Consider the following 13,685-nt stretch of genomic DNA (forward strand, 5'->3'; position numbering starts at 1 on the left):
CCGTCTGTTGGTACGGGGAACGCACGCCCGCGCGGCGGCCATCGCCGCGCTGGGACGGGCTACTGCGCCCTCAGTCGTCGGCTTCCGCGCGCTCCTCGGAGAGGTGCTCCCAGACCTCGGCACAGCCACAGCCGTCGTCGACGTCGTCGAGGTGGCTGGTGTCCGGCTCGGGCGCTTCGTCGTCGTGCGTGTCGGTTGCCTGCGTCATCTGTGCTTCGTGTCCCTCCCTATTGCCCGTTCCCCCTTAACCCCGCGCGCTCCCGTAATTGCTACCCGGGCTTCGACGTACCGGCAATCGCTTCACCTATCTCGGACGCCGGGATCCGGGCACCGAGCCGGTCGAACTGTCGGCGAGTGTTGACCGGGCCGACAGGCTCTGGGTGATCGGGGGCGTAGCGACGACCAGTGACCACCGACGTTCACCAGCTCGACGACGGTGCCTGGATCAGCGTCAACGACGAGCGCCGGATCAGCGTCAGCGATCTGTGGCCGCTCGCCCGGCAGGACGTCTGTTCCTGCGAGACGGCCGACTTCCTCGTCGAGGGATTCGCCGAGGTCGGCGTCGACCACCCGGACGTCCAGGCCCGGGTCGCCGGCCGCTGTATCACGTGCGGCACCGAAGGCGTCACCGACTGGATCACGGTCGGCCGCGTCATCGACCCCGAAAGCGGCGACTTCTCGCCGATCGACCCCCAGAGCGTCCGCATTCCGGACAGACGGCACCGTCTCGCCCGCCCGGAATAACCGGCAACAAAGCCCGGTTTGCACGAGAGGTGGGGTTGCTTGTCGAGATGCGCGCGCGTATAAGTACGGATGGCTTTGGGAGAGTTACGAATGCCGACGAAAGTCGAAAACTGGAAAGACGAGATCTACGGGAACGAGATACGCGAGCACCTGATGGAGTTCGCCGAGGAGGGCTGGGACGCGATTCCGGAGGACGAACACGACGCCTGGTTCGAGCGCTTCAAGTGGTGGGGCCTGTACCACCAGCGGAAGGGACAGGAGTCGTATTTCATGATGCGCATCGGGACGCCCAACGGCGTCCTCGAACCGGGACAGCTGGAGGTCGTCGCCGAGATCGCCGACGAGTACGCCCGCGGCCCGGTCGACAACCCGGAGTTCGGCGGCGCCTACTGCGACTGGACGACCCGCCAGTCCATCCAGCTGCACTGGATCAAACTGGAGGACATCCCGGACATCTTCGAGAAGCTCGAAGCCAACGACCTCGGAACGCAGCAGGCCTGTGGCGACTCGTGGCGCAACATCGTCGGCTGCCCGGTCGCCGGCAAGGACAAACACGAGCACATCGACGCGTGGCCGGTCGCCGAGGAGCTCCACGAGACGTTCAAGGGCAACGACGACTACTCGAACCTCCCGCGCAAGTGGAAGGTCGCCGTCACCGGCTGTGACCAGGGCTGCGGCCAGGGCGACATCAACGACCTCGCCTACGAACCGGCGACGAAGGAGGTCGATGGCGAGGAGAAGCTCGGCTTCAACATCCGCGTCGGCGGCGGGCTCTCCCGCAAGGAGCCGCGCTTCTCCCGGTCTATCGACGTCTGGGTGCCGCCGGAGCAGGCCGCGGACATCGGCCACGGCATGTCGGCGCTCTTCCGCGAGTACGGCGACCGCGACGACCGCTTCAACGCCCGCATCAAGTTCCTCGTCGACGAGTGGGGGACCGAGAAGATGCGCGACGTGCTCCAGGAGGAGTTCGTCGACTTCGAACTCGAAAGCGCCGGCGAGAACATGCGCGAGAGCTACACGTACAACGCCGGCGGCGAGGAACACGGCGACCACGTGGGCGTCCACGAGCAGCCCGACGGCAACTACTACGTCGGCCTCGACGTCCTCGTCGGCCGGATGGGCGTCGACGACGTCTACGAACTCGCCGAACTCGCCGACGAGTACGGCTCCGGGGAGGTCCGCCTGACCCAGCGCCAGAACATCATCGTCACGGACGTCGAGAGCGACCGACTCGACGAGTTCCTCGACGAGCCGCTGCTGGAGACCTACTCGCCGGACCCGCACCCGTTCATGCGCGGCTCCATCGCCTGCACGGGGACGGAGTTCTGCTCGCTCTCCATCGTCGAGACGAAGAACCGGCAGGTCCGCTACGCTCGCTGGCTCAAGGACAACGTCGAGCTTCCGGAGGGCGTCGAGGACTTCCACATCCACCTCTCGGGCTGTACGGCCTCCTGTGCCCAGCCGCAGATCGCCGATATCTCCCTGCGCGGCATGAAGACGCGCAAGGACGGCGAGCCGGTCGAGGCGCTCGACATCGGCCTCGGCGGCGGCCTCGGCGAGAACCCCCACTTCGCCGACTGGGTCGAGATGCGCGTCCCCGCCGACGAGGTGCCGGGATACATCGAGAACCTGCTCGCCACCTTCGAGGACGAGCGCGCCGAGGGCCAGACGTTCCGCGAGTTCGTCGCCGAGCGCGACGAGGAGACGCTTCAGGACCTGGCCGAGGCGGAGGAGACCAGCTACGAGGACCCGTACATGCACAACACGAAGATGACGTGGTACCCCTACGCCGACGAGGACGACATGACCGACTCGCCGGCCCCGACCGACGGCGACGGCAACTCGCTCGCCCCCGCCGACGACTGAGGGCACTTTCTCAGTTCTCCTCCCGCCGGTTCGACCGTGACGCCCGCGCGGTGGCTTTTGCCAGTCGACGGCCGTTTAAGTAGCTGCGCCGTCGACTGCCGGTATGGTCGACCGCATCCTCGCCGTCAACGCCTACACGACCTTCGACCTCCTCGACGGCGTCGTCGAGGGCCACGGCTTCGAGACCGAAGCGCTGACCGTCCTGAACGTCACGACCGACGACCGCGACGACCCGAACTACGTCGAACTCCAGGTCGAGATGGACAACACGGATCTGGAGGAGGTCCAGGCCCACGCCGACAAGGTGGAACTCTCGGCCGAGCAGGCCCGCGAACTCGCCGGCGAACTGGAGAAGTACGCGAGTCGAGTCGAGGCGGCAGAAGAGGACTAACCTGCTTTTGGGAGCCGGGAGTGCGACAACACAGCCGCTCGAACGGGGGTCGCGAACAGCGTGAAAGCCCCCGGCCGCTCCGGTCCCGGGGCTCGCCGTGCGCTTCGCTCACTGCGTTCGCTGCAGTGCTTACTTCGCCCGGGTTCCCGGAGCGGCCGGCCCCTTTCATTCCCACCCGCATAGACTGGTCACTCGCCGACAGGGCGGGGATGAAAGGGGCGACGCGTTCGACGAAGGACGACGACGCAAGCACTGGACCGAGCGAAGCGAGGGAAGCGCACAGCGAGGCGCCCGAGTCGAACGCGTCGGGGCTTTCACGCTGTTTGCGGCGGTAATTCTCGACGCAATCGGACCAGCATCTGAGCTCTCTCCACCCGACCAACCGGGGAAAAATCACTACTGGGCGACCACGACGCTTTTCACGGCGACCGGCAAATCAGGGGGTAATGGAAGCGCTCACGCTCGGTCCCGCGGGGACCTACTCCCATCGCGCGGCGAAGGCGGTCGCCGACGAGGTTTCCTTCGCGGAGTCGAAGACGGGCATCGTCGAGGCGGTCGCCAGCGGCGAGTACGACCGCGGCGTCGTCCCGGTCGAGAACAGCACGGAGGGGTCGGTCACGGAGTCGCTCGACGCCTTCGCCGACTACGAGGTGGCGGTCGTGAAGGAACTCATCACACCCATCCGTCACGCGCTGCTCGCGCAGGGGCCCGAGTTCGACACCGTCGCCAGCCACCCGCAGGCGCTCGCGCAGTGTCGCGACTACCTCAGCGAGAACTACCCGAGCGCGACGCTGGAAGCCGTGGCCTCGACAGCCCGCGGCGTCGAACGTGCCCGCGAGGACCCGACCATCGCAGCCATCGGCCACCCGGAGAACGCGGGCGACGAACTGCGCGTCGTCGCCGAGGACATCCAGGACGAGTCGTCGAACGCGACCCGCTTCGTCGTCGTCGCGCCGGCGAGCGAGCGCAGCGAGGCCGGCTCGAAGACCTCGTTCATCGTCTACCCGGACGTCGACTACCCCGGGCTCCTGCTCGAACTGCTCGAACCGTTCGCCGAGCGGGACATCAACCTCACCCGCGTCGAGTCGCGGCCGAGCGGCGAGCGCCTGGGCGACTACGTCTTCCACATCGACATCGCCGCGGGTCTCTACGAGGAGCGCACCCAGGAGGCGCTCGCGGAGATCGAGGCCATCGCCGAGGACGGGTGGGTCCGGCGGCTGGGCTCGTACGACAGCGAGACGGTCCTGAACTGACGGCCGCGCCCGCGGTCGGTGCGGCCACTTGCCGCGGGCCGCGAGCGGACGCGTCTCGACCGGCTCGCCGCGAGTCCCGGCGCGCGCCTTAAGGCAGACGGGGACGTACAGTCGGAGTGACATGGCACGCGGAACCGATCCCTTCGGCGATATCGAGGAACTGATCGACGTGATGACTGGCGGGCTCGAGACGGGCGGCGAGGTGCCCGTCGACGTGGCCGACGCGGGCGACGAGTTCGTCGTCGTCGCGGACCTGCCCGGCTACGACCGCGAGGACGTGCAGGTACAGCTGACCGACGCGACGACGCTCTCGCTGTCGGCGCGGCGCGAGACCGAGACCGTCGAGGAGGCCGACCGCTACGTCTCCCGCGAGCGGACCAGCCAGTCGGTGAGCCGCAGCGTCGGCCTCCCCGAACCGGTCGTCGAGTCCGAGGCCTCGGCCACCTACGAGAACGGCGTCCTGACGGTCACGCTGCCCAAACAGACCACCGAGTCCGACAGCGGCACGGACATCCCGGTGAGCTGACGGGGCGAGACGAGCGAGCCGCGGTCTCGCCGCGACGCTGCGTCGGTGCCAGCCCGCCTGGCCCGGCGGGGAGGCCCTGAACCGCAAACGGCTTTCGCCGGGCGGCCGTCGAGCGGGTATGGCACTCGAACCCGGCGACCCGGCGCCCGCGGTGCGCGCACCGAACCAGGACGGCGACGCCGTCGAACCCGACTGGACGGGCGTCTCCGTGGTCTACTTCTACCCCAAGGACGACACGCCAGGCTGCACCACCGAGGCCGAGCAGTTCCAGGCCGAACTGCAGAGCTACCGCGACGCCGGCGTCACCGTCTACGGCGTCTCGACAGACGGCGTGGACTCCCACGCCGACTTCGCCGAGGAATACGACATCGAGTTCGACCTGCTGGCCGACCCCGACGGCGAGGTGGCCGACGCCTTCGACGTGGACCGGTCGGGCGGCGTCGCGAGTCGGACGACGTTCGTCGTCGTCGGCGAGTCGATCCAGGCGGTCTACACCGGCGTCGACCCCGACGGCCACGCCCGAAACGTCCTCGCGGACCTGATCGAGACAGGCGTCGTTTCGCTCGACGACTGACGGGAGCGCAACCGCGCGGTCGTGGCCGTCGATGCGAACGTGACGGTCCTCTATCGGTGCGGGCGTGACCGGCCGCCGTCTGCCGATGAGCGTGCGCTTCGGAAGACTTATAGCCGAAACGCGTCGAAATTCTGACAGTGAGGATCGCACGCCCGAGCTACCGGTACGCGCTGCTCGCGGTGGTCGTCGCCGGAGTCGCGTTCCCGTTCTCGCGGATCGCGAGCGCGGCCTGCGTCGTCGCGGCGGTCGGTGTCGTCTACTTCCACCGCGACCCCGCGCGCGTCGTCCCGCCGCAGGGCATCGTCTCCCCCGCCGACGGGGAGGTGACCGTCGTCCGCGAGGAGGAGGACGGACTGCGCCTGGGCATCTACATGAGCGGCTGGGACGTCCACGTCAACCGGGCGCCGATGGACGGCGTCGTCGAGAACGTCGAACACGTCCCCGGTGCGAACAGACTCGCCTTCACCAAGGACGCCGAGGAGAACGAGCGTCTGCGCTTCGAGTTCGAGGACTACACGGTCGAACAGATCGCGGGCACTTTCGCCCGGCGGACGTACTCGTACGTCGACCCCGGCGACGAGGTGGCCCGCGGCCAGCGCATCGGCCACATCTCCTTCGGAAGCCGCTTCGACGTGGTCTTCCCGCCGGAGTACGACCCCGAGGACCTCACCGTCGACGTCGGCCACCGCCTCTACGCCGGCGAGACGGTCATCGCGCCCCAGCGCTCCGCGGTGACCGACGATAGCGAGCGCACGGTCACGGCCTCAACCTGACTGACCGGAGGCGTGCGGTCGACTGCCTCCTGCAGATCGATTGCGTGCCACCTCCGTGCGTCTCCGTCCCGAGTACCGATCCGACGTTCACAACTTAATATCCTGACATATTTAGGCCCGGAGCGAGCAGTAGCGGCCGAGGGATGTCTGGGACTGGTGAAGGGGGGGAACGAGCGCGTTCGGACCGCGAGTGCGCGTACGACCCGTCGGTGGTCGCACGCGACGACACGTTCTTCCGGACGCTCGTGGAGAGCGCCTCCGACGCGATCGTGACGGTCGACGAGACGGGTGGGATCGTCTTCGCGAACCCGGCCGTCGAATCGACCTTCGGATACGGCCCGGAGGCGCTGGTCGGCCGCTCGGCGACGGCGTTCGTGCCTCGTGAGCAGCGCGCGCGCATCCGTGGGGCGTTCGAGGCGCTCCGGTCGAACCCGGACGCGGGGGCGGAGTGGGGGAGCGTCGAGACGGTCGGCCGACATCGAGACGGGCGGCTGATCCCGGTCGAGCTCTCACTGCGCGCACACGAACACGACGGCACGCCGCTGCTGACGGCCATCGTCAGGGATATCTCCGACCGTCACGCCGAGCGCATCGAGCGCCGCCGTGAGCGCGACCTGGCCGAGCAACTCCTGCGGACGGCGCCGACGGGGATGCTCGTGCTCTCGAACGAGGGCGTCATCGAGCGGATGAACGACCGCGCCGGCGAGATACTCGGCGCCGACCCGTCGCGGGTCGTCGGCGAGTCCCGGGAGACGGACGCCTGGCGGTTGCTCGACGCCGACGGCGACCCCATCCCGCTCGAGGAGCGCGTGTTCCAGCGGGTCCGCGACACCGGGCGCCCGGTCACCGAGGTCGAACAGCAGGTCGTGCGGACCGACGGCGAGCGCGTCTGGGTGCAGGTCAGCGGGGCCCCGCTTGCGGGCGGCGAAGACGGCGACCGCGTCGTGATCGCCGTCGACGACATGACCCGCCAGAAGGAACGCGAGAGCCGTCTGCGCGAGCAGAACGAGCAACTCGAACGGCTCGACCGCATCAACGCCGTCATCCGCGGGATCGACCAGGCGCTCGTGCGCGCGACGACGCGCCGGGAGATCGACGAGGCGGTCTGCGACGCGCTCGCGGCGGCCGACCCGTACACGGCGGCCTGGATCGGTGACGTGACCGCCCGAAGCGACGAGGTCGAACCCCGGGCCACGGGCGGGGACATCGACGAGTACCTCGACGCGATCACGGTCACCCGGTCGGAGGAACCGCACGGAAACGGCCCCGCGGGACGGGCCATCCGGTCGCGATCGGTGCAGGTCACCCACGACGTGACCACCGACGGCGCCTTCGAGGGCGTCCGCGAGACGGCGGCGGCCCACGGCGTCCGGTCGGCGGCGAGCGTCCCGCTCGTCTACGACGAGACCGTCTACGGCGTGTTGACCGTTTACGCCGCCGAAGTCGGCGTCTTCGACGCGACCGAACAGGACGTACTCGCCGAACTCGGCGCGACGATCGGCCACGCGATCAACGCCGTGGCGACCCGCCAGGCGCTGGTCGCCGAGCGCGTGACGGAACTCACGCTCGCGTTCGACGACGATTCGAACTTCTTCTCGGCGCTGTCGGCCGCGGAGGACTGCGAGGTCGCCTTCGAGGGGGCGACGGTCCAGTCCGACGAGGCGTTCCGCTACTACCTCACCGTCGCGGGCGCCGACCCCGATGACGTGGTCGCGTTCGCCGAGCAGCATCCGGGGGTCGCGTCCGCCCGCGTCGTCAGCGTCGGCCCGGAGGGCGACTGCCTCCTGGAGGTGTCCCTGGAGGGGACGACCGCGTTCGGCGTCGTCGCGCGACACGGCGGGTCCGTCCGGTCGGCCCGCGCCGTCGACGGCGAGTGCGAGTTCGTCGTCGAACTGCCGCTCTCGGCGGACGTGCGGACGGTCGTCGACGCCCTGGGGAGGCACTTCGACGGCGTCACGGTGCGCGCCCAGCAGGACCGCACCCGCGCCGAGGACGGCCCGCTCCCCTCCCGGGCGACGCTCGGGACGGACCTGACCGACAGGCAGCGCACCGCGCTGGAGACCGCCTACTACGCGGGATTCTTCGAGTGGCCGCGGGAGTCCACCGGCGAGGACGTCGCGGAGACCCTCGGCGTCTCGGCGCCGACCTTCCACAAACACCTCCGGGTCGCGGAGCGGAAACTGTTCGACGCGCTGTTCGACGGCGAGCGAACGGTCGAGTGACACTAACCGTTTAGCCACGGAACTGAAGGCGGTACACGGGTATGGTCGAGATACACATGGGACGAAGCCACCACGACGCCCTCGAACCGGGAACGGACGCGACCTCGACGGCCGAGACGGACGAACTGTTCGCCGTCCTGTCGAACGCGAACCGGCGGTTCGTCCTCTCGCACCTCTCCCAGCGGGAAAACTCGCCCGCCCTCGACCCGCTCGCCGCCGCGATGGCCGAGTGGAGCGACGACCTCGACCGCGAGGACGCCCGGATCGCGCTCCACCACGTCCACCTCCCGAAACTCGAGGAAATCGGCTTCGTCGAATACGGTGACACCGTGGAACTCACCGACGACGCCCCCGACTCGCTGGACGCCGTCGACCTGCTGTAAGCGAATCGCGAGAAGACGCGGAGACTGCGGGTCGGCGATTTTTCGGGACGCGACTGCTGCTACCGGCGGGTCGACGCTCAGTCGATGCGGATCGCCGGTCGGCCGGGCTGTGCGTTGCCGGCGAGGTCGGCGTCGGCCTCCGCGGCCGACTGGACGACCACGTCGGCGTCGAACTCCTCGGCGACGAGCCACGCGGCCCGGTCCAGCGCGGCCTTCTCTTCGTCGGGCGCGAGCACCTCGCCGAGCGCCTCGCGGTCGGCCTGCAGGTCCTGTGCGAACGAGGCGGCAGCGTCGCCCTGCTCGCGGATCTCGTCGTGACCCATCAGGTCGCCGATCAGGTTGTCGGCGTCGGACTCGCGGGCGAGTTCGTGCGCGCGGTGCTTCCACGCGGGCGCGACGGCGAGCGTGATCGTCTCGGGGTCCTCGATGCCGACGGTCTCGACGATGTCGCGCACGTCCTCGCGGGTGTTCTCGACGAGGCGGCGCGCCACGTCGTAGTCTGCGGGCAGGTCGGCCTCGGGCCACTCGGCCTCGGCGAGCAGCCCCTCGCCGTCGAACAGGGCCCAGACCTCCTCGGTGACGTGGGGGGCGACCGGCCCGAGCAGTTTCGCGACGGTGCGGACGCCGCGCTCGACGGTCGCGGGGTCGGCGCCGTCGCGCTCGTGATAGCGGCGCAGCAGCGAGACCAGGTCGCGGACCGCCTGGAGCGCGTGGTTGAACCGGAACGCCTCGAACTCTTCGGTGACGGTCGCGGCGGCCGCGTCGATCTCGCGGTCGACGTAGGCTGCGACCGCGTCCCCGTCGGCGGACCCGCCGTCGGCGCCTCCCTCGGCGACCTCCTCGGCCAGGCCGTAGAGGTTCTGGAGGAACTGGTGGGCCGACTCGACGCCCTCGGGACTCCAGGCGAAGTCCTTCTCCGGCTGGGCGGCCTCCATGATGAACAGGCGGGCCGTGTCGGCGCCGTACTCCTCGACGATGCGGGTCGGCGAGACGCCGTTGTCGCCGGACTTGGACATCTTGTTGCCGTCCTCGCCCAGCACCATCCCCTGGTTGGTCAGGTTCGTGAACGGCTCGCGGACGCCGTCGACGAGGTCGACGTCGTCGAGCACCTTCGTGAAGAAGCGGGCGTACAGCAGGTGCATCACGGCGTGTTCGATGCCGCCGACGTACTGGTCGACGGGCATCCAGTCGTTGGCCCGCTCGGTGTCGAAGGGCGCGGAATCGAGGTCCGGCGAGAGGAACCGCAGGAAGTACCACGAGGAGTCGACGAACGTGTCCATCGTGTCCGTCTCGCGCTCGGCCGGCCCGCCGCAGTCGGGACACTCCACGTGCTTCCACTCCTCGGCGGCGTCCAGCGGGTTCCCCGTCGTCTGGACGAACTCCGGCAGTTCGACGGGTAGGTCCTCGTCGGGCACCTCGACGTAGCCACACTCCTCGCAGTGGATCATCGGGATGGGCGTCCCCCAGTAGCGCTGGCGGGAGATGCCCCAGTCCCGGAGGTTGTACTCGGTGCGCTGTTCGCCGTCGAAGACGTCGACGAACGTCTCCCTCGCTTCCTCGCTCGTGAGGCCGTCGTACTCACCGCTGTTGACCAGCACACCGTCTTCGGGGTAGGCCGCTTCCTGGACGTCGACGTCCGCCGGATCGACCTCGGCGTCCTTGGCGGGTTCCACGACCTGCACGATGTCGATGTCGTGGGCCTCGGCGAACTCGTGGTCGCGCTCGTCGTGGGCCGGCACGGCGTACAGCGCCCCCGTCCCCACGTCGGTCAGCACGTAGTCGGCCACGTACACCGGGATCTCCTCGCCGGTGGCGGGGTTGACGGCGTACTCGCCGGTGAACACACCGGAGGTCACGTCGAGTTCGTCCTCGTCGGCCTGCTCGGCCTCGCGGACGTACTCGGCGACCTCGTCGTTCTCCTCGGCGATCGCCTGTGCCACCGGGTGGCCCGGCGCCAGCGAGAAGTAGGTCGCCCCGTAGATAGTGTCGAGTCGCGTCGTGAAGATGTCCACGTCGCCGTACCCGGGAATCTCGAAGGCGACGCTCGCGCCCTCCTGCTTGCCGATCCAGTTGCGCTGCATCTCGCGGACGTTGTTGGGCCACCCCTCCAGGTCGTCCAGCGCCTCCAGCAGTTCCTCGGCGTAGTCGGTGATCGTGAAGAACCACTGGTCCATCTCGCGGTGGTCGATAGGGGTGTCACAGCGCCAGCAGATCTCGGCGCCGGCGGCGTCCTCCTCGACCTGCTCGTCGGCCAGCACCGTCTCGCAGGAGGGACACCAGTTGAGTTCGGCGGCCTGGCGCTCGACGAGGCCCTCCTCGCGGAAGCGCTTGAACAGCCACTGGTTCCACCGGTAGTAGTCGGGGTCGCAGGTGGTGATCTCCCGCTCCCAGTCGTAGCCGAACCCCATCGATTTGAACTGCTCGGTCATCGAGTCGATGCAGTCCATCGTCCAGTCGCGGGGGTTGGTATCGCGCTCGTTGGCGGCGTTCTCGGCGGGGAGGCCGAAGGAGTCCCACCCCATCGGGTGGAGGACCTCCTCGCCGCGCAGCCGCTCGAAGCGGGCGTAGGCGTCCGTGATCGTGTAGTTGCGGACGTGGCCCATGTGGAGGTCGCCCGACGTGTAGGGGAACATCGCGAGGACGTACTCGGGGTCCTCGGCGTCGTCGGGGATGCGGAACACACCCTCCTCGTCCCACGTGCGCTGCCATCTGGGTTCGACCTCGGCGTGGTCGAACCCCCGCTCTCGCTCGCGTTGCTCTCCGGTCCCGGCGGTCATGGTCTCACGTCGGACAGCGACGTTGCTATACCTTTCCCTTCGCTGGGACGGGTACACACGGACGAACGGACCGAACCGGTCGTCCCCGCCTCGCCGGCCACCGTGGTTTTACGTCCGACCGCTGCCTCGGTCCGGTATGCGCGTCGTCTCCCTGCTGCCGTCGGCCACCGAGATCTGCGACGCCCTCGGGGTCGAACCCGTCGGCGTCTCCCACGAGTGCGACTGGCCGCCCGAAGCCGAGGAGGTGCCGTCGATCAATCGCTCGCGGATCGACCCCGACCAGGACAGCGCGGACATCAACGAACAGGTCGCGCAGGCGGAGCAGGAACACGGCGGCGTCTACGAGATCAAACTCGACGCCCTCGAACGAGCGGACCCCGACGTGATCATCACGCAGGGTGTCTGTGACGTCTGCGCCGTCGACACGCTGCTCGTCGAGGACGCCGTCGCGCAGACGGACGTCGACGCCGACGTCGTCACCAGCGATATCCACAGCCTCGACGACCTCTTCGCCGACGTCGAGGCCCTGGGAGAAGTCCTCGACCGCGAGGACCGCGCCGCGGAAGTCGTCGCCGGCCTCCGCGAGCGAGTCGAGGCGGTCCGCGAGCGGACCGACGCTATCGAACCCGACGACCGACCGAGCGTGGCCGTGCTGGACTGGCTGGACCCGGTGATGGTCGCCGGCCACTGGATGCCCGAAGTCGTCGAGGCCGCCGGCGGGACGTACCCGCTGGCCGACACCGGCGACCGCTCGACGCCGCGCGAGTGGGCGGAGATACTGACCGCCGACCCGGACGTGCTCGTCGCCGCGCCCTGCGGGTTCGAACTCGACCAGACGCTCGACACCCGTGACGACCTCACCGATCGACCCCGGTTCGAGGACCTCACCGCTGTCGAAACGCAACGGGTCTCCGCGATGGACGGCCACCACTACGTCAACCGGCCCGGTCCCCGCCTCGTGGACACGCTGGAGCACCTCGCCGGCCTGTTACACCCCGACCGGTTCGACGCGCCGCCCGACGGGGTTGCCCGTAACCTGCTCGGCGACAGACCGGTCAGAGAAGGGCCGAGACCCTGACACTCGGGTACCGGGAACTACTTACGGCCGCCGGGGGACGTCCGACTGAATGCCCTCCGCAAAGCCGTTCATCGATCCGACGACGGGTGACCCCGACACTGACCGGATCCTCTCGGAAGCGGTCCCGCTCGCCAAGCTGATCGGCGTGTTCGTCGCGCTCAGCCTCGTCCCGTTCGCCCTCGCGTTCGTCGCGTTCGGGCACTCGATCCTTGGCGCGATACTGACGCTCGTCGGACAGTTCGTCCTCGCGGTCGGCACCGGAGTCGTCCTGCTGTACGTCGTCGCCCGCGGGATCCAGCTATCCGGCGAGGACGCACCGTGAACTGACCGCCGTCGGCGTCGACTGACCGCTCGGGTCGGCCCGGGCAGGAAACAGTGGAGGGGTGGGTGGTGGGTGGGGAATAACCCCCGAACGAAGTGGATGGCTTCGTTGACCCGTGTGTGCGGGCATGTTCCCGATTACCCGCAGTTGGCATCAAGATTGGGCCAATGTACTTAGGTAGTCCCGGCGACGACGCCCCGCCGGTCGGCTCCAGGGCGTCGAGGCGGGGGCTCTCAGGCGGCCGCGACGGCGGCCAGTCCGACGTAGACGTTCGTGAGGACGACGGCGGTGCCGAGGCCGATGACGGCGAGGAACCACGCGCGCCAGCCGGGCACGCGCTCGACGACCGCCCGGCACTCCAGCAGCACGACGCCGGCGTACAGGACGACGGCGGCCTTCAGCGCGACCATCAGCATCGGGTCGTGGACCAACAGGAGGCGGATCCACGGGTTCGCTTCCAGCGACGGCCCGGCGAACGTCGCGGCGACGAGGGTCGAGACGGCGTCGCCGAACCCCCAGACGACGACCAGCGAGAAGACGAGTTCGACGTAGCCGGGCGCTTCGAGGCGTATCTCCGAGAGGTCGAGCGCGTCGGCGAGTGTCTCTGTCATGGTTTCGAAAGCGGGTACCACTCCGCTCGCACCTCTCCGTCGGTTCGACATAAATCCTCGCGGCGGAGTATCACCGCTGAGAGTCGTCGCTGAAGTGGGATCACCCTCCCGTACCGGTCCGGTCACCCTCCCGTACCGGCCCGGATCAGCTGCCCATACCGGTCC

14 protein-coding genes are annotated in these 13,685 nt (G+C 69.0%); 11 read left to right on the forward strand and 3 right to left on the reverse strand.

What is annotated here, in order from left to right; all coding sequences use genetic code 11:
* Positions 1-70: 70 nt before the first annotated feature.
* Positions 71-208: a hypothetical protein gene (locus ACMGFH_RS17800; protein ID WP_274321743.1), complete on the reverse strand. Its 138-nt coding sequence runs from the start codon at positions 206-208 to the stop codon at positions 71-73.
* A 197-nt stretch (positions 209-405) separates the two neighbouring features.
* On the opposite strand from ACMGFH_RS17800, the gene ACMGFH_RS17805 reads away from it, so the two are divergent.
* The 9 genes from ACMGFH_RS17805 (at position 406) to ACMGFH_RS17845 (ending at position 8,732) form a co-directional block, all read left to right on the forward strand.
* The gene (locus ACMGFH_RS17805) at positions 406-744 is read left to right on the forward strand and encodes a hypothetical protein (protein WP_415379811.1); all 339 of its coding nucleotides are present in this window, start codon (positions 406-408) and stop codon (positions 742-744) included.
* Positions 745-834: 90 nt separating this feature from the next.
* On the forward strand, positions 835-2,610 hold the full coding sequence (locus ACMGFH_RS17810; RefSeq protein WP_415379812.1) for a nitrite/sulfite reductase: 1,776 nt from the start codon (positions 835-837) through the stop codon (positions 2,608-2,610).
* A 103-nt stretch (positions 2,611-2,713) separates the two neighbouring features.
* Positions 2,714-3,001, forward strand: coding sequence for a DUF6360 family protein (locus ACMGFH_RS17815; RefSeq protein ID WP_415379813.1), 288 nt, complete (start codon positions 2,714-2,716; stop codon positions 2,999-3,001).
* A gap of 446 nt (positions 3,002-3,447) precedes the next feature.
* Entirely contained in the window at positions 3,448-4,254 is an 807-nt protein-coding gene (gene pheA / locus ACMGFH_RS17820) for a prephenate dehydratase (protein WP_415379814.1), read from the forward strand.
* A gap of 121 nt (positions 4,255-4,375) precedes the next feature.
* Positions 4,376-4,780, forward strand: a complete 405-nt coding sequence (locus ACMGFH_RS17825) for an Hsp20/alpha crystallin family protein (protein WP_415379815.1) — start codon at positions 4,376-4,378, stop codon at positions 4,778-4,780.
* 118 nt (positions 4,781-4,898) lie between these two features.
* Positions 4,899-5,354 (forward strand): peroxiredoxin, encoded by a 456-nt coding sequence (locus tag ACMGFH_RS17830; protein WP_415379816.1) that lies wholly within the window; start codon positions 4,899-4,901, stop codon positions 5,352-5,354.
* Positions 5,355-5,491: 137 nt separating this feature from the next.
* Complete coding sequence (locus tag ACMGFH_RS17835; RefSeq protein ID WP_415379817.1) at positions 5,492-6,127, forward strand: protein sorting system archaetidylserine decarboxylase; 636 nt, start codon at positions 5,492-5,494, stop codon at positions 6,125-6,127.
* A gap of 143 nt (positions 6,128-6,270) precedes the next feature.
* On the forward strand, positions 6,271-8,349 hold the full coding sequence (locus tag ACMGFH_RS17840) for a bacterio-opsin activator domain-containing protein (protein ID WP_415379818.1): 2,079 nt from the start codon (positions 6,271-6,273) through the stop codon (positions 8,347-8,349).
* A gap of 41 nt (positions 8,350-8,390) precedes the next feature.
* A complete protein-coding gene (locus ACMGFH_RS17845; RefSeq protein ID WP_415379819.1) occupies positions 8,391-8,732 on the forward strand; it encodes a hypothetical protein in 342 nt (113 codons plus the stop codon).
* Positions 8,733-8,809: 77 nt separating this feature from the next.
* Here ACMGFH_RS17845 and leuS read toward each other — a convergent pair whose 3' ends face one another.
* Complete coding sequence (gene leuS, locus ACMGFH_RS17850; RefSeq protein ID WP_415379820.1) at positions 8,810-11,509, reverse strand: leucine--tRNA ligase; 2,700 nt, start codon at positions 11,507-11,509, stop codon at positions 8,810-8,812.
* Between the two features lie 136 nt (positions 11,510-11,645).
* Between leuS and ACMGFH_RS17855 the strand changes: the two genes are divergently transcribed.
* Both ACMGFH_RS17855 and ACMGFH_RS17860 read left to right on the forward strand, forming a co-directional pair.
* On the forward strand, positions 11,646-12,587 hold the full coding sequence (locus ACMGFH_RS17855; protein WP_415379822.1) for an ABC transporter substrate-binding protein: 942 nt from the start codon (positions 11,646-11,648) through the stop codon (positions 12,585-12,587).
* 49 nt (positions 12,588-12,636) lie between these two features.
* A complete protein-coding gene (locus tag ACMGFH_RS17860; RefSeq protein ID WP_415379823.1) occupies positions 12,637-12,909 on the forward strand; it encodes a hypothetical protein in 273 nt (90 codons plus the stop codon).
* Positions 12,910-13,142: 233 nt separating this feature from the next.
* Here the strand turns inward: ACMGFH_RS17860 and ACMGFH_RS17865 are convergent, their stop codons facing one another.
* Entirely contained in the window at positions 13,143-13,520 is a 378-nt protein-coding gene (locus ACMGFH_RS17865) for a hypothetical protein (protein ID WP_415379824.1), read from the reverse strand.
* Positions 13,521-13,685: the final 165 nt, after the last annotated feature.

This window comes from Halosimplex rarum, from assembly GCF_047715405.1.
In the GTDB taxonomy this organism is placed as follows: domain Archaea; phylum Halobacteriota; class Halobacteria; order Halobacteriales; family Haloarculaceae; genus Halosimplex; species Halosimplex rarum.

Excerpts from the sequence above, each read along its gene's own strand:
- ACMGFH_RS17845 (WP_415379819.1), top strand. The coding sequence starts at position 8,391 with ATGGTCGAGATACACATGGGACGAAGCCACCACGACGCCCTCGAACCG.
- leuS (WP_415379820.1), bottom strand. The coding sequence starts at position 11,509 with ATGACCGCCGGGACCGGAGAGCAACGCGAGCGAGAGCGGGGGTTCGAC.
- ACMGFH_RS17840 (WP_415379818.1), top strand. The coding sequence starts at position 6,271 with ATGTCTGGGACTGGTGAAGGGGGGGAACGAGCGCGTTCGGACCGCGAG.
- ACMGFH_RS17855 (WP_415379822.1), top strand. The coding sequence starts at position 11,646 with ATGCGCGTCGTCTCCCTGCTGCCGTCGGCCACCGAGATCTGCGACGCC.
- pheA (WP_415379814.1), top strand. The coding sequence starts at position 3,448 with ATGGAAGCGCTCACGCTCGGTCCCGCGGGGACCTACTCCCATCGCGCG.
- ACMGFH_RS17815 (WP_415379813.1), top strand. The coding sequence starts at position 2,714 with ATGGTCGACCGCATCCTCGCCGTCAACGCCTACACGACCTTCGACCTC.
- ACMGFH_RS17865 (WP_415379824.1), bottom strand. The coding sequence starts at position 13,520 with ATGACAGAGACACTCGCCGACGCGCTCGACCTCTCGGAGATACGCCTC.
- ACMGFH_RS17825 (WP_415379815.1), top strand. The coding sequence starts at position 4,376 with ATGGCACGCGGAACCGATCCCTTCGGCGATATCGAGGAACTGATCGAC.
- ACMGFH_RS17810 (WP_415379812.1), top strand. The coding sequence starts at position 835 with ATGCCGACGAAAGTCGAAAACTGGAAAGACGAGATCTACGGGAACGAG.
- ACMGFH_RS17800 (WP_274321743.1), bottom strand. The coding sequence starts at position 208 with ATGACGCAGGCAACCGACACGCACGACGACGAAGCGCCCGAGCCGGAC.
- ACMGFH_RS17860 (WP_415379823.1), top strand. The coding sequence starts at position 12,637 with ATGCCCTCCGCAAAGCCGTTCATCGATCCGACGACGGGTGACCCCGAC.
- ACMGFH_RS17830 (WP_415379816.1), top strand. The coding sequence starts at position 4,899 with ATGGCACTCGAACCCGGCGACCCGGCGCCCGCGGTGCGCGCACCGAAC.